This is a genomic window from Rhizobium sp. ZX09, from assembly GCF_017357485.1.
Taxonomy (GTDB): Bacteria; Pseudomonadota; Alphaproteobacteria; order Rhizobiales; family Rhizobiaceae; genus Agrobacterium; species Agrobacterium pusense.
The window spans coordinates 99,125-122,152 of the sequence record NZ_CP031364.1 but is presented as its reverse complement, the minus strand read 5'-3'; the positions used below and the strand labels follow the sequence as shown (position 1 = coordinate 122,152).

Annotated in this window: 22 protein-coding genes; 16 read left to right on the top strand and 6 right to left on the bottom strand. The window is 60.5% G+C overall.

Features of this window, described 5'->3' with window-relative positions:
• Positions 1-11 precede the first annotated feature (11 nt).
• The 3 genes from BTN45_RS15240 (at position 12) to BTN45_RS15230 (ending at position 2,972) form a co-directional block, all read left to right on the top strand.
• The gene (locus tag BTN45_RS15240; protein ID WP_035210337.1) at positions 12-1,007 is read left to right on the top strand and encodes a DctP family TRAP transporter solute-binding subunit; all 996 of its coding nucleotides are present in this window, start codon (positions 12-14) and stop codon (positions 1,005-1,007) included.
• Positions 1,008-1,136: 129 nt separating this feature from the next.
• Positions 1,137-1,688, top strand: a complete 552-nt coding sequence (locus tag BTN45_RS15235) for a TRAP transporter small permease (protein WP_004445019.1) — start codon at positions 1,137-1,139, stop codon at positions 1,686-1,688.
• Positions 1,689-1,691: 3 nt separating this feature from the next.
• Complete coding sequence (locus BTN45_RS15230; RefSeq protein WP_004445017.1) at positions 1,692-2,972, top strand: TRAP transporter large permease; 1,281 nt, start codon at positions 1,692-1,694, stop codon at positions 2,970-2,972.
• Between the two features lie 24 nt (positions 2,973-2,996).
• On the opposite strand, the gene BTN45_RS15225 is transcribed toward BTN45_RS15230, so the two are convergent.
• Both BTN45_RS15225 and BTN45_RS15220 read right to left on the bottom strand, forming a co-directional pair.
• A complete protein-coding gene (locus BTN45_RS15225) occupies positions 2,997-3,893 on the bottom strand; it encodes a LysR substrate-binding domain-containing protein (protein ID WP_006700384.1) in 897 nt (298 codons plus the stop codon).
• A gap of 85 nt (positions 3,894-3,978) precedes the next feature.
• The gene (locus BTN45_RS15220; protein ID WP_004445010.1) at positions 3,979-5,175 is read right to left on the bottom strand and encodes an MFS transporter; all 1,197 of its coding nucleotides are present in this window, start codon (positions 5,173-5,175) and stop codon (positions 3,979-3,981) included.
• 124 nt (positions 5,176-5,299) lie between these two features.
• On the opposite strand from BTN45_RS15220, the gene BTN45_RS15215 reads away from it, so the two are divergent.
• Positions 5,300-6,154, top strand: a complete 855-nt coding sequence (locus BTN45_RS15215) for a helix-turn-helix transcriptional regulator (RefSeq protein WP_004445008.1) — start codon at positions 5,300-5,302, stop codon at positions 6,152-6,154.
• Positions 6,155-6,213: 59 nt separating this feature from the next.
• Here BTN45_RS15215 and BTN45_RS15210 read toward each other — a convergent pair whose 3' ends face one another.
• Positions 6,214-7,104 carry a helix-turn-helix domain-containing protein gene (locus BTN45_RS15210; RefSeq protein WP_207589863.1) on the bottom strand — a complete coding sequence of 297 codons (891 nt, stop codon included), beginning with the start codon at positions 7,102-7,104 and terminating at the stop codon, positions 6,214-6,216.
• A 92-nt stretch (positions 7,105-7,196) separates the two neighbouring features.
• Between BTN45_RS15210 and BTN45_RS15205 the strand changes: the two genes are divergently transcribed.
• The 6 genes from BTN45_RS15205 (at position 7,197) to BTN45_RS15180 (ending at position 15,111) form a co-directional block, all read left to right on the top strand.
• Entirely contained in the window at positions 7,197-8,468 is a 1,272-nt protein-coding gene (locus BTN45_RS15205; RefSeq protein WP_207589860.1) for a sugar ABC transporter substrate-binding protein, read from the top strand.
• A 253-nt stretch (positions 8,469-8,721) separates the two neighbouring features.
• Complete coding sequence (locus BTN45_RS15200) at positions 8,722-9,582, top strand: sugar ABC transporter permease (protein WP_022562661.1); 861 nt, start codon at positions 8,722-8,724, stop codon at positions 9,580-9,582.
• A complete protein-coding gene (locus BTN45_RS15195; protein WP_035210329.1) occupies positions 9,579-10,415 on the top strand; it encodes a carbohydrate ABC transporter permease in 837 nt (278 codons plus the stop codon). The genes BTN45_RS15200 and BTN45_RS15195 overlap by 4 nt, the downstream gene beginning before the upstream one ends.
• A gap of 11 nt (positions 10,416-10,426) precedes the next feature.
• Positions 10,427-11,512 (top strand): sn-glycerol-3-phosphate ABC transporter ATP-binding protein UgpC, encoded by a 1,086-nt coding sequence (gene ugpC, locus BTN45_RS15190; protein WP_207589858.1) that lies wholly within the window; start codon positions 10,427-10,429, stop codon positions 11,510-11,512.
• Positions 11,513-11,557: 45 nt separating this feature from the next.
• Positions 11,558-13,561 carry an aldo/keto reductase gene (locus BTN45_RS15185; protein ID WP_207589856.1) on the top strand — a complete coding sequence of 668 codons (2,004 nt, stop codon included), beginning with the start codon at positions 11,558-11,560 and terminating at the stop codon, positions 13,559-13,561.
• Between the two features lie 317 nt (positions 13,562-13,878).
• Positions 13,879-15,111 (top strand): Xaa-Pro peptidase family protein, encoded by a 1,233-nt coding sequence (locus BTN45_RS15180; RefSeq protein WP_207589847.1) that lies wholly within the window; start codon positions 13,879-13,881, stop codon positions 15,109-15,111.
• Positions 15,112-15,119: 8 nt separating this feature from the next.
• Here the strand turns inward: BTN45_RS15180 and BTN45_RS15175 are convergent, their stop codons facing one another.
• The 3 genes from BTN45_RS15175 to BTN45_RS15165 form a co-directional block, all read right to left on the bottom strand.
• Positions 15,120-15,437 (bottom strand): cupin domain-containing protein, encoded by a 318-nt coding sequence (locus tag BTN45_RS15175; protein ID WP_006700391.1) that lies wholly within the window; start codon positions 15,435-15,437, stop codon positions 15,120-15,122.
• Positions 15,438-15,474: 37 nt separating this feature from the next.
• The gene (locus tag BTN45_RS15170) at positions 15,475-16,212 is read right to left on the bottom strand and encodes a FadR/GntR family transcriptional regulator (RefSeq protein ID WP_107339605.1); all 738 of its coding nucleotides are present in this window, start codon (positions 16,210-16,212) and stop codon (positions 15,475-15,477) included.
• 107 nt (positions 16,213-16,319) lie between these two features.
• Entirely contained in the window at positions 16,320-17,117 is a 798-nt protein-coding gene (locus tag BTN45_RS15165; protein WP_006700392.1) for an NAD(P)-dependent oxidoreductase, read from the bottom strand.
• A gap of 137 nt (positions 17,118-17,254) precedes the next feature.
• Here BTN45_RS15165 and kduI point away from each other — a divergent pair, with 137 nt between their 5' ends.
• The 6 genes from kduI to BTN45_RS15135 all read left to right on the top strand — a co-directional run bounded on the left by kduI (position 17,255) and on the right by BTN45_RS15135 (position 23,001).
• The gene (gene kduI / locus BTN45_RS15160; protein WP_006700393.1) at positions 17,255-18,079 is read left to right on the top strand and encodes a 5-dehydro-4-deoxy-D-glucuronate isomerase; all 825 of its coding nucleotides are present in this window, start codon (positions 17,255-17,257) and stop codon (positions 18,077-18,079) included.
• Positions 18,076-18,819: a 2-dehydro-3-deoxy-D-gluconate 5-dehydrogenase KduD gene (kduD, locus tag BTN45_RS15155; RefSeq protein ID WP_022562653.1), complete on the top strand. Its 744-nt coding sequence runs from the start codon at positions 18,076-18,078 to the stop codon at positions 18,817-18,819. The genes kduI and kduD overlap by 4 nt, the downstream gene beginning before the upstream one ends.
• Before the next feature lie 112 nt (positions 18,820-18,931).
• On the top strand, positions 18,932-19,843 hold the full coding sequence (gene kdgD / locus BTN45_RS15150; protein WP_035210321.1) for a 5-dehydro-4-deoxyglucarate dehydratase: 912 nt from the start codon (positions 18,932-18,934) through the stop codon (positions 19,841-19,843).
• Between the two features lie 24 nt (positions 19,844-19,867).
• Positions 19,868-21,004, top strand: coding sequence for a mandelate racemase/muconate lactonizing enzyme family protein (locus tag BTN45_RS15145; RefSeq protein ID WP_207589845.1), 1,137 nt, complete (start codon positions 19,868-19,870; stop codon positions 21,002-21,004).
• Complete coding sequence (locus BTN45_RS15140) at positions 21,001-21,879, top strand: amidohydrolase family protein (protein ID WP_207589842.1); 879 nt, start codon at positions 21,001-21,003, stop codon at positions 21,877-21,879. The genes BTN45_RS15145 and BTN45_RS15140 overlap by 4 nt, the downstream gene beginning before the upstream one ends.
• Positions 21,880-22,023: 144 nt before the next feature.
• Positions 22,024-23,001: a TRAP transporter substrate-binding protein gene (locus BTN45_RS15135; RefSeq protein ID WP_004444981.1), complete on the top strand. Its 978-nt coding sequence runs from the start codon at positions 22,024-22,026 to the stop codon at positions 22,999-23,001.
• The last annotated feature ends 27 nt before the right edge of the window (positions 23,002-23,028 follow it).

The window sequence follows — 23,028 nt, the reverse complement described above, 5'->3', positions numbered from 1 at the left end:
GGGAGGAACACATGAAAATTTCAAAACTTTACGGGCTGGCCCTTGCCGCCACCATGCTGGTCGCATCGATTGCACGGGCCGAGACGCTGACGCTGTCGACGCCGGATGCAGACAATTCCGAAATCACGCTTTCCGCCAACAAGTTCGCGGAACTGGTTTCAAAAAAGACCGACGGCAAGCTCAAGATCAAGGTATTCCCCAACGGTACGCTTTATGGCGGCGATCCTTCGGCGGGCGTCAAGCAGCTTGCCGGCGGCTCGCTTGACATGCTCCTGAATTCGACATCGCTCTACGCGACGTTCAACCCGAAATTCACAGCTATCGCCATCCCCTACCAGTTCCGCGATATCGACCAGCTTCGGGTCTATCTCGACAGCGATCTCGGCAAGGAGCTTTCCAGCGATCTGAGCAAGATCGGCATTCTCGGGCTCGATCTCTGGTCACGGCCGCTGCGCCAGATCACCAATTCGAGGGCGCCGATCAAATCCCCAGCCGATTTGAAGGGCATGAAGCTGCGGGTGCCGAACAATCCGCTCTGGGTTGAATTCTTCGGCGCCATGGGGGCCGCCCCGACGCCGATGGCTTTTGCCGAAGTCTATAATGCCCTCCAGCTCAAGGTGGTCGACGGGCAGGAAAATCCGGTCAATGTGCCGGTCAGCGCCAAACTCTACGAGGTGCAGAAATACCTGACGATCAGCAACCACATCGCCGACGCCTGGGTGCTGGGCATGAATCCTGCCCGTTTTGAAGGTCTTGATGAGAACTTCAAGACCGCGCTCAAGGAGGCTGCCGTGGAAACGGAGGCCTGGAAGGCGCAGAACGACGCTGCCGATATCGACAAGTCACTGGAAACGCTGAAAAAGAACGGCATGGAGGTGAACGCGCTGACCGATGACGAGCGCAAGGCTTTCGTGGCCGTGGCGGCCGGCCTTTCGGCGAAATTCTCCGCTCTGGTGAAGGATCAGGCCTTCTTCGACAAGACGCAGGCGTTCCTCAAGACGAACTGACCTTTCCGCAAACGGACGGCCGGGTTTCGATCCGGCCTTCCCAAATGTCAGGCAGGGTCGTCTTGCCGTGAGGGCAGGGTGGCATTCGTTTTACCGGATATCCGGTTTCAGCAGTGGAAGGGTATTGTCATGAACGATACGAAACCTTCGGTGCTCGGCACCATCGTAAGACTCATCGCCGATGTGGCCGCAGGCGCGGCCTGCGCCGGCATTCTCATCGTCGTGCTCCTCCAGGTCATTGGCCGCCTCATCGGCAGTCCTCTCCCCTGGACCGAGGAAGCAACCCGCTTTCTCTTCATCTGGATGGTGTTTCTGGGCCTCGCCGCCGGCTTCCGCACCGTTGAAAGCGCCCGTGTTGTGGTGTTTCTCGTGCTGTTTCACCGCTTCTTCCGGCGGCTCGCGGTGCCGATCTACGTCGGTTCATCCGTGTTCTTCTTCGGCATGATGGGCTGGACGGGCCTGACCATGGTGCGCCAGCAGGTCATGATGAACGAAACCGCCGCCACGCTTCCCATCCCGATGTGGACCATCGGCATCGTTCTGCCGGTTTCCGCCATCATCGCCGTGCTCGCCATCGTCGAATCGCTGCGCAGCCGCCGGGAGCTCATCGCGCTTCCCGAGCTTGGCCTGCCGGCGGACGAGATCGCACACGCCGACATCTCCATTTCAGCAGGACATTGATCCATGTCGGTCTTTCTTCTCGTCGCCTTTTTCGGTCTCAGCATGCTCGGTGTACCGCTTGCCATTGCGCTGGCGCTCGCCAGCGTCGGCACGCTCTGGCTCTTTACCTCCATGCCGATGGACCTGCTGTCGCAGACGATGTTCTCATCCATGAACTCCTTCCTGCTCGTCGCCGTGCCGCTGTTCATCCTCGTCGGCACCGTCATGGAGCGGGGGCGTGTGGCGGAGCGCATTTTCGATTTCGCCGAGGCCATGGTGGGCTGGTTGCCCGGCGGCCTCGGTCACGTCAACGTCATCTCCTCGGTGATTTTTTCCGGTGTCTCCGGCTCGTCCGTCGCTGACATCGCCTCTGTCGGCGCCATCGAGATCAAGGCGATGGAGCGGCATGGCTTCCCGAAGGGTTATGCCGTCGGCATGACGCTTTGCACCTCCACGCTCTCCTCGATCATTCCGCCGTCGATCCTGATCGTCATTGCCGGCTCCATCGCCAACGTGTCCATCGGCACATTGCTGATCGCGGGCCTGGTGCCCGGCCTCTTCATCGCCTTCGCCTTCCTGGTCTTCAATCACTTCTATTCCGTGCACTACGGATATAACCCGCCGACCCCCTTCAACTTCCGTCTGGTTGTCATCACCGGACTTCGCGCCATCCTGCCGATGCTCACCCCGCTGATCCTCATCATCGGCATCGCCAGCGGCCTGTTCACGCCGACGGAAGCCGCTGCCATCGCGGTCGTTTATGTCGCGGTGCTCGGCGTCATCGTCTACCGCACGCTGCCGGTGCGCGAACTGCCGGAAATCCTCATCTCGACGGCACGCATTTCCGGAACCATCCTGTTCATCGCCGCCACTTCGCAGCTGGCTGCCTGGGTCTTCACCTTTGACGGCCTGCCGGAACAGGTCGCCGAACTCTTGAAGGCGATGAACCTCGGGCCGATGACGGGCATGCTCGTGATCTTCGTGTTCCTGCTGATCATCGGCATTTTCATGGAAGCGATCCCCGCCATGTTCATCCTCATTCCGGTATTGATGCCGCCGGTCGAAGCGCTCGGTATCGATCCGATCCATTTCCTGATCGTGACTGTCATGACGCTGACGCTCGGGCTGGTGACGCCGCCAGTCGGGGTCTGCCTGTTTGCCGCAGCCCAGGTCGCGAACATGAAGATCGAGGATGTCATCCGCGGTTCGCTGGCGCCGATGACGGTGCTGACGCTCGCCATATTTGCGCTGGTGCTTTTCCCGATCCTGACGCTTGGGCCGATACGGCTGATGGGTCTCTACTGAGCTGAAACAGTACGCCTGAAAAACTCAGACAACGCGACGGTCACGCCACTCGTCGCGTTGTTTTCGCATCCACTCCAGGAAAAGCGTCACCTTTCGCTGCCGCAGGTGAGAATGCGGGCAAACGATCCATTGGGTAACGAGCTTGATGCGCGGTGCGTCGATGACGGGGCAGACAAGCGCTCCGGTACTCAGTTCCCGTTCCATCATCAGCGTGCTTTCCAGCGCGACGCCCAGACCGCCGGCCGCGGCGTCGATGGCCATATGGCTGCGGTCGAACAGCACGCGCCGCCATCTTTTGTCTGAATGCACGCCCGCCATCGGGAACCAGTGCGTCCACTGCGCCTGTGCCTTCACCGAATGAATGAGCCGCAGTTCAAGCAGATCGGCGGCCTGAAGGCTTCCGGTGGCGGCATAGTCCGGTGAGGACACCGGCAGGAATTCCTCTTCCACCAGCCCTTCCACGAAGAGGCCCGGCCAACGACCATCGCCGTGGCGCAGCTCCACATCGACGAGCTCCTGCGAAAAATCGGTCGGCTCGTTGGTGCCGTCCAAGCGCACTTCCAGTTCAGGGTGCTCCTCCAGAAAGGAGCCGAGACGCGGCAGAAGCCATTTGTTGGAAATGGTCGGCGTCGCCCGGATCGTCAGTGCCGTGACGGAACGGAAACCGCGAATGCTGTCGGTCGCGTCGGATATCTGCTCGATCTGGGCGGTGATCATCGAAAAATAGCGCTCGCCCGCTTCGGTCAATGTCACCTTGCGGCCCGTCCGCGCCATCAGCGTCGTGCCGAGCTGGCCTTCCAGCAGCTGGATCTGCTGGGAAACGGCCGAAGGCGTCACGCTCAACTCTTCCGCCGCCCGGGAAATGCTGCCCGCCCTTGCCGCGGCGTGGAAAACGAGGATCGATTTTATCGGGATTTGCATGGGTAGGGCTTTGCACAACGGAATACGGCGGTCACCCGAGTATCACAGGTGACCGCCGTGTTGAAAAGCGTTGAACGCGAGGCTTTTAGCGGTGGCTCGGCAGTTTCGGCAGGAAGACCGTCAAAAGGCCGAGCAGCGGCATGTAGGAGCAGATGCGGTAGACGAATTCAATGCCTTCCTTATCCGCATAGACCCCCAAAACCGCAGCCCCGATGCCGCCGAAACCGAAGGCGAAACCGAAGAACATGCCGGCGATGAGGCCGACCCGGCCCGGCACAAGCTCCTGCGCGAAAACGACGATGGCCGAGAAAGCCGAAGAGAAGACGAAGCCGATGACGACGACCAGAACGGCTGTCCAGAACAGGTTCGCATAGGGCAGCATCAACGCGAAGGGAATGACGCCGAGGATCGAGAACCAGATGACGACGCGCGAGCCGAAACGGTCACCGATCGGGCCGCCGAAGAACACGCCGAGTGCGGATGCCCCGAGGAAGAGGAACAGCAGTACCTGCGCGTCCTGCACGCCAAGGCCGAACCTGTCGATGGTGTAGAAGGTGAAGTAGCTCGAGAGGCTGGCGAGATAGGCATTCTTGGTGGCGGTCAGAACCACCAGCACCAGAAGCGTCATCATCACGGTTCCGCGTGAGAGCGGCAGGGCGCGGCTGGCCGGAGCCTTGCCGACGGTTGCGCGGCGGTGGCGGGTATACCAGACGCCGACCCAGGACAGCACGCCGAAGCCGAGGAGGGCAATCAGCGAGAACCAGCTGAGGCTCGACTGGCCCAACGGAATGACGATGAAGGCGGCGAGCAGCGGGCCGATGGCCGTGCCGGTATTCCCACCCACCTGGAAGAAGGACTGCGCCAGACCATGGCGGCCGCCGGATGCCAGGCGGGCAACGCGCGAGGCTTCGGGATGGAAGATCGCCGAGCCGATGCCGATGAGGCAGGCGCCAATCACCAGAACCTCGAAACTATGGGCAAAGGCGAGCGTGATGAGGCCGGCGCAGGTGGAGAGCATGGCCACGGGCAGGGAAAACGGCATGGGCCAACGGTCTGTCACCATGCCGACGACCGGCTGCAGCAGCGATGCCGTGACCTGAAAGGCGAAGGTAAGCAGTCCGATCTGTACGAAATCGAGCGCGTAATTGGCTTTCAGCAACGGGTAAAGCGACGTCAGCAGCGATTGCATGATGTCGTTCAGCATATGGCAGAAGCTCGCGGCTGCGATGATTGAAAACGCCGTGCGTTGCGGGTTGAACCCGGTGCTGGTGACGGTGGCCATGAATTATCCTCTCCAGATCCCCGCCGATGAAACGGGAAACATGTCTTTATTTGCTCCCGCTTTTATTCATATTGTGTCTGGCCTGCATTTGTGTTCTGGACGAGTTTCTTTGTGAGTGGGCCAAATGGCAAAAATCAAATCGCGACAGACAGTCGGTGTGACGCTCGAGGAGCATGAGCGCAGCCTGAAATTGATCGACGGCACCAATGAGCCGGTGCTGGCGCTCCATCGCATCTATCCGACGGGGCATCGCACTCCGCCCCATAACCATAGTCGCGTGCAGATATGGTGCGCGCGCCGGGGGGTGGTGCTGGTCAGCACGGCGGATGGGCGCTGGATGATACCGCCGGGTCACGGGCTGCTCATTCCCGCCGGTCTGCAACATGAGGCCGAAGTCATCTCCAATGTCGAGATGCACTCCATCTATGTCCATCCCGATCTCTTCCAGGCAACGTCTCCAAGGGTCGTGGAAATAACAGATCTCGCCTCGAGCCTGATTTCCGAATTGCTGGCCGAGGAACATCAGCCAGCTGCTTTTCACCGGCAGGGTCTCGTGCGCGCACTTTTGCTGGATGAAGTGAATCGCCTGCCGGAACGCCCTTTGGGTTTGCCATTTCCGGACAATCAGCGGCTGGCAGCGCTTTGCCGGGATTTCCTCAACAGGCCCGTGGCGAGGGTGGAGATCGACGACTGGGCGGCGGCCATGGGCATCAGCCGCCGGTCCTTCACGCGTCTGTTTCGCAAGGAACTGGGGGTGAGCTTCGCCACATGGCGTCAGCAGGCCTGCATCTTCGCCTCCCTGCCGCGGCTGGCGGCGGGGGAGGCCGTGACGAACGTGGCGCTGGATGCCGGTTATGAAAACATCCCCGCTTTTACAACGATGTTCCGGCGAATGCTGGGCAGCTCGCCCCGCGCTTATCGCCAGGCGGCGCGGCAGCGCAGCGCTGCTTTTCCCGATTTTGAAGAGATGGGTGGCTAAGGGTTGGGGTGCTCACTCAACCTCATCCCTGTGACGAGCACAGGAATGAGGAGGGTACCCTAAGCCGCCGCCGCCCGCATGTCGCGGCGGAAATCGGAAGGCGACATGCCTGATATCTGGCGGAATGCCTTGTTGAATGCGCTGACCGAGCCAAAACCGCTTTCCATGGCGATCTGCAGGATATTGTCCTTGCCCGTCATCAGCATGGCCTGCGCGCGCGAAAGACGGAGCAGGGTCAGATATTTGATCAGCGTCATGCCGGTGGATTTGCGGAACAGGTTCATCGCATATTTCGGGTGAAGCGCGGCGGCGCGGGCGATGTCGGTTGCGTCGATATCGTCGAGGAAATTGGCGGCAATGAAATCGCACATGCGTACCACGCCGATGGAGGGCGCCATGCCCTCATCATTCTCTCTGCGTTTGCCGCTGGCGGCGGAAGATATGACGGCGTATGGCTCGAGGAACATCCGCTCGACCCTGAGCAGCAATTCTTCCACCGCGTGCTGGGCTTTCGCCGGGTCGCCGGAGGAGACATAGCGAAACCAGCGGCCGAAATTTTCGGCGTCTGCCTTGTCCGTCTCAGCACTCACCATCGTCGCACCGCCCATCAGCAGGCTGGAAACGGTAGCGGGCAGGCGCATGCGGAAAAAGTGCACGAGCGGAAGATGCGCGCCGGCGTAAAACGAATCGTCGGAAGAGTGGTCCATCTGGTGCGGCTGGCCACCCCAGAAGATGCACATCTGGCCGGAATGAAGCGTAAGGTCATGATCGCCCATGCGATAATGCACCGATCCCGCCATCACGTAATTCACCTCCACCTGCGCGTGCCAGTGTGGCCTGAGCATGATGGGCGGGTGATTGTGAAAAAGCTGAAGGGTTGTCGGCATGCCTTCGATGCTGCTTGCACCCGGCTGGTAGAAGGCTCTTTCAGCAATCTTACTTTCCGCCAAATCGATGTTCCCTTTTTACGAGACAGATTTCCTGCCGCCGGTAATGTGCCCATGTTCGCTGAAGAACGGCAATTGAAAAAGGGAGGTTTTCAATGTGCTTGAAATTTCTTGGCGCGTCTACGGCCATGCTGCTTCTTGCAGCCCCGGCTTTCGCGCAAACCGAGACCGTCACCAACTGGAGCTGGAATGTCGCGGCTTCCGCGCTGAAATCCACGGTAGAGGGCTTCAACAAGCAGAATCCGGATATCAAGATCGTCGTTGAAGACCTTGGAAACAATCAGGTTTTTGACAAGACGCTGGCTGCGTGCGCCGCCGGGGGCGATGGTCTTCCTGATATCGTCACCATTGAAAATTTCGAAGCGGAACTGTTCTGGAGCCGTTTCCCAGACTGTTTCGCCAATCTGACCGAGCTTGGCTATACGCCTGAGAAACAGGCGCTTTTTCCTGATTTCAAGCGCACGGAACTGGAGGTTGACGGTGTCGCCTATGCGGTTCCGTGGGACTCCGGCCCGGTAGCGGTTTTCTATCGCCGCGACTTCTATGAAAAGGCGGGCGTCGATCCGGCCACCATCAAGAGCTGGGATGATTTCATCGCCGCCGGCAAGAAGGTCATGGCTGCCAATCCCGGAACGGTCATGGCGCAGGCCGACTTCAACGGCGATAGCGAATGGTTCCGCATGATCGCCAATGAGCAGGGATGCGGTTACTTTTCGACCGATGGCCAGAACATTACCATCAACCAGCCCGCCTGTGTCGCGACCCTTGAAAAGGTCAAGGAAATGAAGGACGCCGGCATCATCACGGCGGCGATCTGGGATGAAAAGATCCAGGCCAATACCGCCGGCAAGGCGGCAAGCCAGATGTATGGCGCCTGGTACGAGGGCACGATCCGCTCCGGCTCGCCCGATCTCGCGGGCAAATGGGGCGTCTATCTGATGCCGAGCCTCACGCCTGACGGTCCGCATGCGGCCAATCTCGGCGGGTCTTCGCTGGCGATCAGTTCGACGTCCGACCACAAGGAAGCCGCATGGAAATACATCGATTACGCGCTGACCACGAATGAGGGCCAGGTGACGATGCTGAAATCCTTCGGCCTCGTTCCCTCGCTGCTGTCAGCCATCGACGATCCCTTCGTGAAGGAGAAGCACCCCTATTGGGGCGGGCAGGCGGTCTGGACCGATATTCTCGCCACGCTGCCGAAGATCGTTCCAAGCCGCGGCACGGCATTCCAGTCCGATGCGGATGCGATCTACAAGGCGACGCAGACGAAATATTTCGCAGGTGGCTATCCCGATGCGAAGGCTGCGCTCGATGATGCGGCAAAGCAGATCGAAACGGCCACGGGGCTGCCTGTCGCGCAGTAAGCCGGCGGCCAGGATCGAGCGGGTGCCACGGGCTTCTTCTCCCCGAGGGGGAGAAGTCCGCGGCAGCGGGATGAGGGGGCAACGTTGGTGATAGATCGCGAGCTAACCCCCTCATCCGACCCTTCGGGCCACCTTCTCCCCCTTGGGGACAAGAAATAGGCCGCACCGCCTTGCAATGGTCTCGCCCTCGAAATCGGGCAGGCCTTCAAGCTTTTCCATTTATCCGGCCCATGTCCGGCATCTGGAGGTCGTCATGCCGTCTAGGAACAGGATCGCTTATGCGTTCCTTGCGCCCTATCTCCTGATTTTCGCCACCTTCTGGGTCTGGCCGATCATCAGCTCGTTCATGCTGTCGTTCCAGAATACCCGCATTAACCCGTGGCGGTTTGCACCGTCCATGAACTGGGGGCGGCTCGTCTCAGATCCGGCTTTTTATAACGCGCTCTACAATACGCTGATCATTCTGGTCATTCAGGTGCCGGTCATGATCGCGCTCGCCACCGTCATGGCGGTGCTCCTGAATTCGCCGTTGCTGAAAGCGCGGCCGCTTTATCGTTTTGCCTTCTTCGCGCCTGTCGTTGTCGGCGAGGTGGCCTATGCGGCGGTGTTCCGGCTGATGTTCAGCGCCGATTTTGGCATCATCAACAAGCTCATCACGTCAGTCGGCCTTGCGCCCATCTCTTGGTTCGACAATGCCAATGCGGCCATGGCGCTGGTCATCATCGCGGTGACATGGCGCTGGGCGGGGTATAACGCCATCATCATCCTCGCCGGGCTGCAATCGATCCCCGGCGATGTCTATGAGGCGGCGACGCTGGACAAGGTGAGCAAGCGCCAGCAGTTCTTTCATATCACGCTGCCGCTCCTCAAGCCCATCATCCTGTTCTGCGTTGTCCTGTCGGTCATCGGCACCATGCAGCTCTTTGCCGAACCCTTCCTCATCACCAACAGGGGCGGGCCGGGCGGCGGCACGGAAACGCTGGGACTCTTCCTTTATCGGCAGGGCTTCACCTCGCTCAATTTCGGGTACGCCTCGGCCATCGCCTACACCATGGCGGCGCTCGCCATCGCCATTTCGTTGCTTAATCTCTGGGTCGGGAGGGAGCCGAAATGAGATCGAAATCGAGATCGCTTTTCTGGCAAAAGATCGCGCTGCACGCGGTGCTGACGCCACTTGCCGTCATCTGGCTGTTTCCGCTGTGGATGATGTTCGTGTTCTCGACCATGCCGGATTACGGCATCTTCAGCCCCGATATCGTTCTGGTGCCGTCCACCAACTTCATCGAGAATTTCAACAACCTGCAGGCGGATACGAATTTCCTCAGGGCCATGTTCATCTCGATCACCGTCGCCTGCATCTACACCGTCCTTTCGGTCTTCCTGACGTCGATGGCGGGCTGGGCGCTGGCGCGTTACCGTTTTGCGGGACGCGGCGTGGTGATCGCCATCATTCTCGGCACCATCACCCTGCCGTTTGCAGTCGTCGTCATTCCGCAATTCATCATGGTGGCGCGGGAATTCAAGCTCGCCAATACCTGGGTGGCGCTGATCGTGCCGCCGCTCTTCAACTCGCTCGGCGTGCTGTTCATGCGGCAATCCTTCTCGATGATGCCGACGGAGCTTTTCGATGCCGCGCGGGTGGAAGGCGTCAAGGAATGGCAGATTTTTCTGCGCATTGCTTTGCCCTTGGCGCGGCCCACAATGGCGGCGCTCTCCATCATTCTCTTCCTGGCCTCGTGGAACAATTACCTCTGGCCGCTTCTCATCAATTCCCGCCCAGGAATGATGACCGCACCCGTGGCGCTTGGCACCCTTATCGGGCTCACCAAGGTGTCATGGGGCGGCATCATGGCCGGCGCGGTGCTGCTGACCGCACCCATTCTCGTGGTTTTCGTGGTCCTGCAGCGTCACTTCATCGCCGGCATTTCAGCCGGGGCAGTCAAGTAAGGGGAGGCCGCATGGCGGAACTTTCGCTCAAAAACGTGGTCAAGCGATACGGTGCGCTGGAGGTGATCCATGGTGCCAACCTTGAGGTGAAAGACGGGGAATTCGTCGTTTTTGTCGGCCCGTCCGGCTGCGGAAAATCCACGCTTCTCAGAATGATCGCGGGGCTGGAGGATATTTCCGGTGGCGATATCGTGATTGGCGGCAAGACGGTCAGTGATGCTGATCCGGCCGATCGTGGCATTGCCATGGTGTTCCAGTCCTATGCACTTTATCCGCATATGACGGTGGCCGAAAACCTCTCCTTCGGCCTCAGGATGAACGGCAACCCAAAGGCCGATACGGAAAAGCGGGTCAACCGCGCCGCCGAAATCCTGCAGATCAATGAACTGATGGATCGCCGGCCGAAACAGCTTTCCGGCGGCCAGCGGCAGCGTGTGGCCATCGGCCGAGCCATTGTGCGCGAGCCGCAGGTCTTCCTGTTCGACGAGCCTCTGTCCAACCTCGATGCGGAACTGCGGGTGCAGATGCGCGTCGAAATTTCGCGCCTGCACAAGCAACTCGGCACCACGATGATCTATGTGACGCATGACCAGACCGAGGCGATGACGCTGGCCGACAAGATCGTGGTCCTGCGGGCGGGCAATATCGAACAGGTGGGTGCGCCGCTCGATCTTTACGATGATCCCGCCAACCGCTTTGTCGCCGGCTTTGTCGGCTCGCCGAAAATGAATTTTCTCGACGCCACTGTCATCGGCGGCGGCGCCGACAGCGTCACGCTCGCTCTCGAGAGCGATCCTGCGGTGCGGCTGACTTTGCCGATCAAAGAGCGCGTCAACGAAGGCGCCAGGGTCTCGCTCGGCATCCGGCCGGAGCATTTTGCCGATGCGGGCGGGGGCGATGCCGATCTCACCGTGCATGTCGATGTCGCCGAGCATCTCGGCAATACCAGCTATGTCTATGCCCGAACCGAAGGCGGCGAGCAGCTCATCATCGAGCGGCCGGAATCGCGTGATGTCGGCAATCGCGACCGGCTGACGGTCGGCCTTTCCGCCCGCCGGGCTTTCCTTTTCGACAGCAAGGGCGAACGCCTGCGCTGAACCCTTTCCCAAGCACCCAAGACCGATACGAAAGACGAGGATTTCATGACCACCGAACAACCGATCCGCTGGGGCATCATCGGCCCGGGCACCATCGCCAGAACCTTTGCTGACGGTATCGCCCATTCCCGCACCGGCAGGCTGGAGGCCATCGCCACCCGCAATCCGGACAAGCCGGGCCTTGCCGAAGCCTTTGCCGGCGCGCGCATTGTCAAGGGTTACGACGCTCTGCTTGCCGATCCGGCTATCGACGCGGTCTATATCGCCACGCCCCATACGGGCCATGCCGAATGGGCGATCAAGGCAATTCGGGCCGGCAAGAACGTGCTGGTGGAAAAACCCATTGCGCTCTCGGCCTATGATGCCGACGCCATTTTCCACGAGGCAAAAAAGGCCGGCGTTTTCGCCGGTGAGGCCTATATGTATCGCCTGCATCCGCAGACGGCAAAGCTGCTTGAACTGGTGAAAGCCCGCGCGGTCGGCGATATCCGCATCATCCGCTCCAGCTTCGGTTTCAACATGGGCTCGTTCCGGGCCGATCACCGGCTGTTCGCCAATGAAACCGCAGGCGGCGGCATTCTCGATGTTGGCGGTTATCCGGTTTCCATGGTGCGGATGATCGCAGGCGCTGTGGATGGAAAGCCTTTTGCGGAGCCCGAAAAAGTGGCGGGTGCTGCCCATCTCGGCCAGTCGGGCGTTGATGAATGGGCCTCGGCCGTGCTGAAATTCGCAAACGGTATCGTCGCGGAAGTCTCGTGCTCGATCATGGCGGCGCAGGACAATGTGCTGCGCATCATCGGTTCCGACGGCCGGATCGAGGTCAGGGATTTCTGGTTTGCCGCTGGCCACAAGGGCGGCACCGGGCGGATCGATATCATCAGGGGCGACAGGGTCGAAACCATCGAGTTGCCGGAGGATCGCTGGCTTTATTCCTTCGAGGTCGATGCGGCCGGCGAGGCATTCCGGCAGGGCAAAAAGGAGTTCGATGCACCCGGCATGGGCTGGGCGGACAGCCTCGGCAACCTGCGCGTCATGGACCAGTGGCGGGCTTCCGTCGGGCTGGAATACAGCGTCGAAAAGGCGACGTCGCGCATCGCCAATATAGCCGGTGGTAAGGTTGTATCCGGAAATACGGTCCCGAAGCGGCAGATACCGGGCCTTGCCAAACCCGCTTCGGTAGTCGCGCTCGGTTTCGAATTCTTCCCCAATTTCGCGTCCGCATCCCTGACGCTCGATGCCTTTTACGAGGCCGGCGGCAATCTCTTCGATACGGCCTATGTCTATGGCGGCGGCAAAACGGAGGCGATTTTCGGCGACTGGCACACCAGCCGCAACGTGCCGCGCGAAGAGATCGTGTTGATCGGCAAGGGTGCGCATTCGCCGCTCTGCTATCCCGATATGATCGCCAAACAGCTAGATCAGTCGCTGGAGCGTCTGAAGACGGATTATGTCGATGCCTATTTCATGCATCGCGATAATCTCGACGTCCCGGTGGGCGAGTTCGTTGATGCCATGGATGCCGAGGTTCGGCGCGGGCGCATTCGCGGCATTTTCGGTGGCTCGAACTGGACGCGCGAACGCATGGATGAGGCCGCGGCTTACGCGCAGAAGAACGGCAAACAGGCCCCCGGCGCGCTTTCCAACAATTTCTCGCTTGCCGAAATGCTCGATCCCATCTGGGCAGGCTGCGTGGCGGCATCGGATGACGAATGGAAAGAATGGCTGAAATCCCGACAAATCCCCAATTTCGCCTGGTCCAGCCAGGGGCGCGGTTTTTTCACCGAGCGGGCAGGGCGAGACAAGCATGACGATGAGGAAATCGTCCGCGTCTGGTATTCCGACCGCAATTTCGTCCGTCGCGATCGGGCGATCGAGCTTGCGCAGAAACTCGGGCGCCACCCAATCCATATCGCTCTCGCTTATGTCATCGCCCAGCCTTTCCCGGTCATCCCGCTGATCGGGCCGCGCACGATTGCGGAGCTGGAGGACAGTCTTTCGGCGCTTGATATTGCGCTGACGGATGAGCAGGTGAAGTGGCTGGAGGCGTAAGAGTGGATTGAGGCTACGGATTTATCCGCCGCCTCTTTCGGATAGGGCAAGCCGTTGCGGCATATTTCTTCTCCCCGCCGGAGAGAAGGTGGCCTGAAGGGTCGGATGAGGGGGGAACGTTGCCGGATTTCGGAGAGCGAGCCCCCTCATCCCGCTGCCGCGGACTTCTCCCCGCCGGGGAGAAGAAACATGCGGGAAGCGCTCGCGCAACTGACGACTCTCAGGGTTGAGACATCATCTTCCACCTTCTTTCCTATCCCGGTGACTGCTAAAGCGTAGGTTCACAAACCTGCCGCCAAACAATCACCGGAGTTCCCATGAGCGATATCGACCGAGGCCGCGCCCAGCAGCTGATGCGGGAGGCGGAGATTGATGCGCTGGTACTGTTCCAGCCCGAGGCCTTTCGTTATGCGGTTGGTGCGCCTGCCGGTGTTGCGACCATGTGGGGCAAAGCGGGTTCCGCAATTGCGCTGGTGCCTGCCGATGCCGGGGCAGGGCTGGCCGCCGTCGTCAGTGATCATGCCGCGCCGATCATCAGGAGGGCGGCACCTGATATCGATCTGCGCTGCCATCGCATCTGGATCGATTTGGTCGATCTTTCGGGTGTGGAAACCATCGCGCAGGTGGACGATGCCTATCGCCGCAACAATTCTGGCGGGCCGCGGCCGGAGACATTTGATCGTACCGCCTGCTTCGGCCTGCTCTCCGATCTGCTGCGGGAGCGCGGACTGTCCGCGGCGCGCATCGGTGCCGACCTTGAATTCATGCCCGCCGCCGATTTTTTCGCCCTGCGTCAGGCGCTGCCCGAGGTGAACTGGGTTGATGGTTCGACGGTGCTGAAACGTCTGAGGGCGGTGAAATCCCAACGCGAGATCAAACTTCTCAGGCAGGCGTCAGCCGCCGCCCAGGCGGGGTTGGTCGAGATGGCAGCCGCCGTCCGACCGGGGGCAGCTCTTGGTCAACTCTCTACCGCCTGGAAATCCGGCGCGCAGGCATATGCCGCAAAATCCGGTTTTTCGTTGAGCGGGCATTGGGACTACATTTCGGTCGGCGCGGCTTTGTCGGATATGACGGCAGCGGTCGCGCCGGGTGCGCTGATCAAGGCCGATGTGGGCACGCTGGTGGACGGTTATTCTTCGGATGGCGCGCGGACTTTTTCATGGGGGCCGGTTTCGCCTTTGGCGGGCGATATCTTCAAGGCTCTGGAAGCGGCCTTCGCCCGCGGGCTGGACGCGCTCCGCCCGGGCAATACATTCGGTGCAGTGCACGCCGCCATGCTGGCCTCGATGCGCAAGGACGGCTTCGGTGAATATTATCGCGGCCACTTCGGCCACTCCGTTGGTGGCAGCGTGGGTATCGAGGAATGGCCGTTCTTTTCCCACGACAATCCGGAAGTCATCCTTCCCGGCATGGTCGTTGCGCTCGAAGCGCCGTTTTATGGGGAAGGCGTGGGTGCGTTGATGATCGAGGACCAGTTCCTCGTCACCGCGTCTGGCGCAGAGTGCATGAACAGCCTGCCACGCACCCTGCGGGATTTATCTGCGGACTGATCGCCGGATCAGAGGAAATCGTCGCGGCGCGGCGTGAAGCAGTCGATCAGTTCGCCCTCTTCCAGACACAGGCAGCCATGCTCGATATGGCCGGGAATGACGAGGCTATCGCCCTTCTTGAGGTCGTAGGCCTCGCCATCACGGTAAAAGCGGAAGCTGCCGCTGGCGACATAGGTCGATTGTACATGCGGATGGCTGTGCAGCTTGCCTTCCGCGCCGGTCTTGAAACGGAACGATACCACCATCAGTTCGGGCGCTTCGGAAAGCACGGTGCGTTCTACGCCATCGTCGGGCGAAACAGTGGGGAAGGTCGGAAGCTGCTGCATATCTTTCTCCTCAGTCAATGCGGTTCGGGCGGCAATCTCAGCGCGGTGCGCGCAACATCGCGCGGTATCGCATCTGGCTGCTTTTCAGGTGGTTGCGCATGGCGCTTCGCGCCGCCTCCTCGTCGCCGTCCTGTATCGCGATCAGTATCGCCTCGTGCTCTCCCACCAGACGGGCGAGATCAGCGGGCGAAAGCACGGTCTCGGAGCCGTTTTCGGCCACGGCGCGGCGGGGAATGACGGTCGGGCCAAGCACCTGCAGAAACTCGCTGAAGCGGGGATTGTTGGTCGCTTCGGCAACGGCCAGATGGAAGGCGAAATCGGCCTCGGCCGTCGGGCTGCCCTTGGCGGCGCTGGCGCGGAAGGCGTCGAAGGCCTCGATGATCTTTTCTTCCTGCGCCGGCGAACGGCGGATCGCAGCAAGGCCCGCGGCATCGCCTTCCACCGCGGTGCGCAGTTCCAGCATTTCGATCAGCGAGGAGACGCGGGCCAGATCGACATTATGGAAAGGCCGCCGTTCGACCGGGGCGGGCTCCAGTACGAAGACACCGGCGCCCTGACGCGGTTCGACGAGACCGTCTGAGCGCAGGGAGGCAATCGCCTCGCGCACAACGGTTCGGCTCACGCCGAATTCCTGTGTCATCTGCGCTTCCGATGGCAGGCGGTCGCCAGTCTTGTAACGGCCCTTGGCGATCTGGCTGCGGAGTTCCTCCGAAACCTTCACCACAAGCGTTTTGGCCTGTGGCGCTGCCGGTTCGGAGGTCGTCGTTCTTGTCATCTTCGTCGCCGTTCTAAAAATATCGGTTGCGTCTACCGTTCCTCGATACGTTATTCGCGGCCCGGCTTGCAATCCCACCGCCTGCCGGGAACGTTCCCTGCCGCTTTTCACGTCGCCTTGAAGATCGGGTTGTCGACGAAAACACCGCCCTGAAACCGCACCATGGCATCGCCGGGGTCGGGTTTCGGCGTTGTCTCGGCAATGTGCCGCCGGAAGGCCTCCGCATTGTCTTTGGGTTTCCATCCGAGAAAACCGAGATGCGAATTGTCCCACCAGCCGGCGTCATTGGCAGACGCGCCCCAGACAACGGGGCAGCCGAGGATCGGTGCGCGAAATACCGCTTCGATCAGCGATACGAAATCGTCGTGCGAGAACCAGGTGGACAACATGCGATAATTGGTGGGTTCCGGGGTGCAGGAACCGATGCGCACAAGCGCCGTCTCCTGCCCGAACTTCTCGAAATACATGCGGGCCAGGTTTTCGCCAAAACACTTGGAGACGCCGTAAAGCCCGTCCGGTCGGAAGGGGGCGTCGGGGCCAAGACGCTCCGTCTGGGGATAATAACCGATCGTGTGGTTGGAACTGGCAAAAACGATCCGCGGCTGTCCATGGGCGCGGGCGGCTTCATAGAGATTATAAAGCCCGATGATGTTGCCTTGAACGATCTGTTCGAACGGCTTTTCCACCGATATGCCGCCAAGGTGGATAATCCCGTCGCAACCGGCGACCATGGCATCAACGGCATTCGCGTCCGCCAGGTCGCACTGCACGCATTCCTCGTTCGGGCCTGCCGGGTCTAGCGGAGCAAGATCGGCGAGGCGCAATATCTCGGCCACCGGTGCGAGGCGTTCGCGCATGACGCGGCCCAGCTGGCCTGCCGCACCGGTAACAAGAAGCCGTTTCATCGCAATTCTCCATCAGCATTATACGTCATCGACGCAGTCAGATATGGCAGCGCCTCTTGACCTTGTCATACAGATCGTACAAAAAGCGGATAACATATATTATGTGCCATACGCAACAATCATGAAGGATGAGTTTGATGCTGACCGTCGAAACAAGGCAGGCCGTGAACCCGGAATATGCAAAAACGCTGGATACCGAAGGTCTCCGCCGGCATTTCCTCGCCAGCGACATGTTCCGTTCCGGTGAAATCAGGCTGATCTACACCCATTACGACCGCTTCGTGATGGGCGGCGCCGTGCCTGACGGAAAGCCGCTGACGCTCGACAAGGTGGAGGAAACCAGGACACCTTCCTTCCTCGATCGGCGTGAAATGGGCATCGTCAACATCGGTGAGGCGGGCACGGTCAGCGCCGGCGGCGAAACCTACACGCTGAACCGCGGTGACGTGCTTTATCTCGGTGCCGGCAGCGGCGCGGTGACCTTCGACGGCGCCGGGCGATTCTACATCACCTCGTGCCCGGCGCATCGCAGCCTACCGGCGAAGCTGGTGACGCTGGCGAACAGCAAGGAGGTCAAGCTTGGTGCAACCGAAACCTCCAACAAGCGCACCATCAACCAGTTCATCCATCCGCTGGTCATGGAAAGCTGCCAGCTGGTGCTGGGATATACGACACTGGAGGACGGCTCGGTCTGGAACACCATTCCCTCGCATATTCATGATCGCCGTATGGAGGCCTATCTCTATTTCGGCATGGATGAAAAGTCGCGCGTGCTGCACCTGATGGGCGAGCCGCAGGAGACCCGCCACCTGTTCATTTCAAATGAAGAAGGCGCGATTTCCCCGCCCTGGTCCATTCATTCCGGTGCGGGCATCGGCTCCTACACCTTCATCTGGGCCATGGCCGGCGACAATGTCGACTATACCGACATGGACTTCATTCAGCCGGGAGACTTGAAATGAGGAACCCCTTTTCGCTTCAGGGGCGCAAGGCGCTCGTCACCGGCGCGAATACGGGGCTCGGCCAGGCGATTGCGGTGGGGCTCGCCGCTGCCGGCGCGGACGTCGTCTGCGCCGCCCGTCGTGCGCCGGATGAAACGCTTGCCATCATCGCGAGGGACGGCGGCAAGGCCAGCGCATTGTCTATCGACTTTGCCGATCCGCTGGCGGCAAAAGACAGTTTTGCCGGTGCCGGTTTCGACATTCTCGTCAACAATGCCGGCATCATCCGCCGTGCCGATTCCGTTGAATTTTCCGAGCTGGACTGGGACGAGGTGATGGACGTCAACCTCAAGGCGCTGTTTTTCACCACACAGGCCTTTGCAAAGGAGCTGCTGGCGAACGGCCGCCCCGGCAAGGTCGTCAATATCGCCTCGCTCCTGTCGTTCCAGGGGGGCATTCGTGTGCCGTCCTATACGGCTGCAAAACATGGCGTCGCCGGTCTCACCAAGCTTCTGGCAAATGAGTGGGCGGCGAAGGGCATCAATGTGAATGCGATTGCGCCGGGTTACATCGAAACCAACAATACAGAGGCGCTGCGCGCCGATGCGGCCCGCAACAGGGCCATTCTCGAGCGCATTCCGGCTGGCCGCTGGGGTCATTCAGACGATATAGCCGGGGCGGCGGTTTTCCTTGCTTCGCCGGCGGCGGATTATGTGCATGGCGCCATTCTCAATGTCGATGGCGGCTGGCTGGCGCGCTGAGCCGCCCCCGCCTGTAAAATTCATCATATAACTTGTATGATGAATTGTTGACAAATATACGGCAAGTGGTTTAGGTGACTTTCAGTCATTGAACTTCAAAGGAATACCGATCATGAACCCTGAACAAATCAAAACGGCTCTCGGCTCCGGCCTTCTGTCTTTCCCGGTCACCCATTTCGATTCCGAGGGCCGTTTCGCTGCCGACAGCTACAGGGCCCATGTCGAATGGCTTGCCGGTTACAAGGCGCCGGTGCTGTTTGCCGCAGGCGGCACCGGCGAGTTCTTTTCGCTGAAGCCGGATGAGATTCCGACGATCGTTTCCGCCGCCAAGGAAGTCGCCGGCGAAACCGCCATCGTTTCCGGCTGCGGTTACGGCACTGAAATTGCGGTCGATATCGCCCGCTCCGTCGAAAAGGTCGGCGCCGATGGCATCCTGCTTCTGCCGCATTACCTCATCGATGCGCCGCAGGAAGGGCTTTACGCCCATATCAAGAAGGTGTGTCAGTCGGTCGACATCGGTGTCATGGTCTATAACCGTGACAACTCGGTTCTTCAGGCCGATACGCTGGCGCGGCTGTGCGACGAGTGCCCGAACCTTGTCGGCTTCAAGGACGGCACCGGCGATATCGGCCTCGTTCGCCAGATCACCGCCAAGATGGGGGACCGCCTGATGTATCTCGGCGGAATGCCAACCGCGGAACTGTTCGCCGAAGCCTATCTCGGCGCCGGTTTCACCACCTATTCCTCGGCCGTATTCAACTTCGTGCCCGGCCTTGCCAACGAGTTCTACGCGGCGCTGCGCGCCGGCGAGCGCGCCACCTGCGAGCGCATTCTTGTCGATTTCTTCTATCCGTTCATGGCGATCCGCAACCGCGCCAAGGGTTATGCCGTCTCCGCCATCAAGGCCGGTGTCCGCCTGCAGGGCTTCGATGCCGGTCCGGTGCGTGCGCCGCTGAAGGACCTGACCAATGAGGAAATCGGCATGCTCGAAGCCCTGATCGGCACGCACAAGCGCAAAGCCTGATCACGGCATAGCGGGAGGGGAGCCATGAAAATCACGGCAGTGCGCACGCACCTGCTTGAACACCGGCTGGACACGCCGTTCGAAAGCGCCTCCATGCGTTTCGACCGGCGGGCCCATGTTCTGGTGGAAATCGAATGCGACGACGGGACCGTCGGCTGGGGCGAATGCCTCGGCCCGGCGCGGCCGAACGCCGCCGTGGTCCAGGCCTATTCCGGCTGGCTCATCGGCCAGGACCCTCGCCAGACCGAAAAGATCTGGGCCGTGCTTTATAATGCCCTGCGCGATCAGGGCCAGCGCGGCCTCACTCTTACGGCCCTGTCCGGCATCGATATCGCGTTGTGGGACATCAAGGGCAAGCATTACGGTGCTTCCATCTCGATGCTGCTCGGCGGGCGCTGGCGCGAGAGCGTGCGCGCCTATGCCACTGGCAGCTTCAAGCGTGATGGTGTCGACCGCGTTTCAGACAATGCGTCCGAAATGGCGGAGCGCCGCGCTGACGGCTTCCACGCCTGCAAGATCAAGATCGGCTTCGGCATCGAGGAGGACCTCAGGGTCATAGCCGCGGTTCGAGAGGCGATCGGGCCTGACATGCGGCTGATGATCGATGCCAATCACGGTTATACGGTCACCGAAGCCGTCACGCTTGGCAACCGCGCCGCCGACTATGGCATCGACTGGTTCGAGGAGCCGGTGGTTCCCGAACAGCTCGATGCCTATCAGCGTGTACGGGCAGGGCAGCCGATCCCGGTTGCGGGCGGCGAGACTTGGCACGGGCGTCACGGTATGTGGCAGGCGCTTTCCGCCGATGCCGTGGACATTCTCCAGCCCGATCTCTGCGGATGCGGCGGTTTTTCAGAAACGCAGAAGATTGCCACGCTTGCCACGCTGCACGGCGTGCGCATCGTGCCGCATGTCTGGGGCACCGGCGTACAGATCGCCGCCGCGCTGCAATTCATGGCGGCGATGACGCCTGATCCGGTGCGGGTCAATCCCATCGAACCGATCATGGAATTTGACCGCACCCATAATCCGTTCCGTCAGGCGGTTCTCAGTGAACCTCTCGAAGCGGTGAACGGTATCGTCGCCATTCCCGATGGTCCCGGTCTCGGCATTGAGATCAACCGGGATGCGCTCGTTGAATTCAGGATGCCAGACCCATGAGTGAACTCGTCAGAAAGCTGAGCGGCACCGCGCCGAAACCCGCTTTCCCGAAAGGCGCGGTCGATACGCAGATGCACATGTATCTGCCCGGATATCCCGCCTTGCCGGGTGGCCCCGGCCTTCCGCCGGGCGCCCTGCCGGGACCGGAGGATTATCGTCGCCTCATGCAATGGCTCGGCATAGACCGGGTCATCATCACGCAGGGTAACGCCCATCAGCGAGACAATGGCAATACGCTGGCCTGTGTTGCCGAGATGGGCGAGGCGGCGCGCGCGGTCGTCATCATCGATGCTACCACGAGCGAAAAGGACATGGAGAAGCTTGCCGCCGCGGGTGCGGTCGGCGCGCGTATCATGGATCTGCCGGGTGGCGCGGTGAACCTTTCCCAACTGGAAGCGGTGGACGAGCGGGCGCATGCGGCCGACTGGATGGTGGCGGTACAGTTCGACGGAAACGGTCTTCTCGACCATCTGCCGCGTCTTCAGAAAATCCGCTCGCGCTGGGTGTTCGATCATCACGGCAAGTTCTTCAAGGGCCTCAAAACCGATGGGCCGGAAATGGCGGCGCTTCTGAAACTCATCGACGGCGGCAATCTGTGGTTCAAATTCGCCGGCGTTTATGAAAGCTCCCGCGAAAGCTGGCCGTACGAGGATGTCGCCGCCTTTTCGCGGGTGATCGCGGCGCATGCGCCGGAACGCATCGTCTGGGGCACCAACTGGCCGCATAATTCTGTACGCGAGACGGCTGCCTATCCTGATGATGCCCGCCTTGCGGAACTGACGCTTGGCTGGCTTCCGGATGAGGCGGCGCGTCATCGGGCGCTGGTCGAAAACCCCGAAGAGCTGTTCAAGCTGCCGCCATTCAAGGCGTCATAGGTCAATCCGGGATGGTTGGGGAAGGGAGGCCCCATCATCCTTTTCACATGAAAGGTCTTTGCATGCCGGCCCGGATGGGCGTGAAAAAATCGGCCCGACAAGCCTTGGAGGGGCTGGGCCGTTTCAACAATGGAGGAGGAAAGCATGAAAAAGATTGCAAGCATGATGTGCGTCGCGATGGGGATCGCGCTGTCCGGTGTTTCCGCCATGGCGCAGGAAATCACCCTGCGTTCTGCCGATATTCATCCGGACGGTTATCCCACGGTCGAAGCCGTGAAATATATGGGCGAGCTTCTGGCCGAGCGGACCAATGGCCGTATCAAGATACAGGTCATGAACAATTCCGTTCTTGGCGGCGAAAAGGACACCATCGAGCAGACCCGCTTCGGCGTCATCGACATGAACCGCGTCAATGCCGCGCCTTTCAACAATCTGGTCAAGGAAACCACCGTTCTTGGTCTGCCTTTCCTGTTCCGCTCGACGGAGCACATGCACAATACGGTCGACGGTCCGATTGGTGATGAGGTTCTGGCAGCCTTCGAACCGCACGGTCTCGTCGGTCTCGCCTTTTACGATTCCGGCGCCCGATCCTTCTACACCACCAAAAAGCCCATCGAAAAACTGGCGGATCTGAAGGGGCTCAAAATCCGCGTGCAGCAGTCGGACCTGTGGATTTCGATGATGCAGGCCTTCGGCGCCAACCCGACGCCGATGCCGATGGGCGAGGTCTATTCCTCACTGGAAACCGGTGTCGTCGACGGTGCCGAAAACAACTGGCCATCTTACGAATCCGCCCGTCACTACGAGGTGGCGAAGAACTACTCCCTGACGGAGCATTCTCTGAACCCGGAAATCCTCGTCATTTCGAAGATCTCCTGGGACAAGCTCTCCCCGGAAGACCAGAAGCTGCTGCGCCAGGCGGCCAAGGATTCGGTCGGCAAGATGCGCGAACTGTGGAGCGCCCGCGAAAAGGCATCGGAAGAAAAGGTCCGGGCCGGCGGGGTCAATGTCATCAAGGTCAACAAGGAGGAATTCGCCGCCGCGATGGGTCCGGTCTACGACAAGTTCGTCACCGATCCGAAGATGAAGGACCTTCTGGAACGGGTGAAAGCGGTCAAGTAACGCGAGGGAAACCGGCCTTGGAAACAG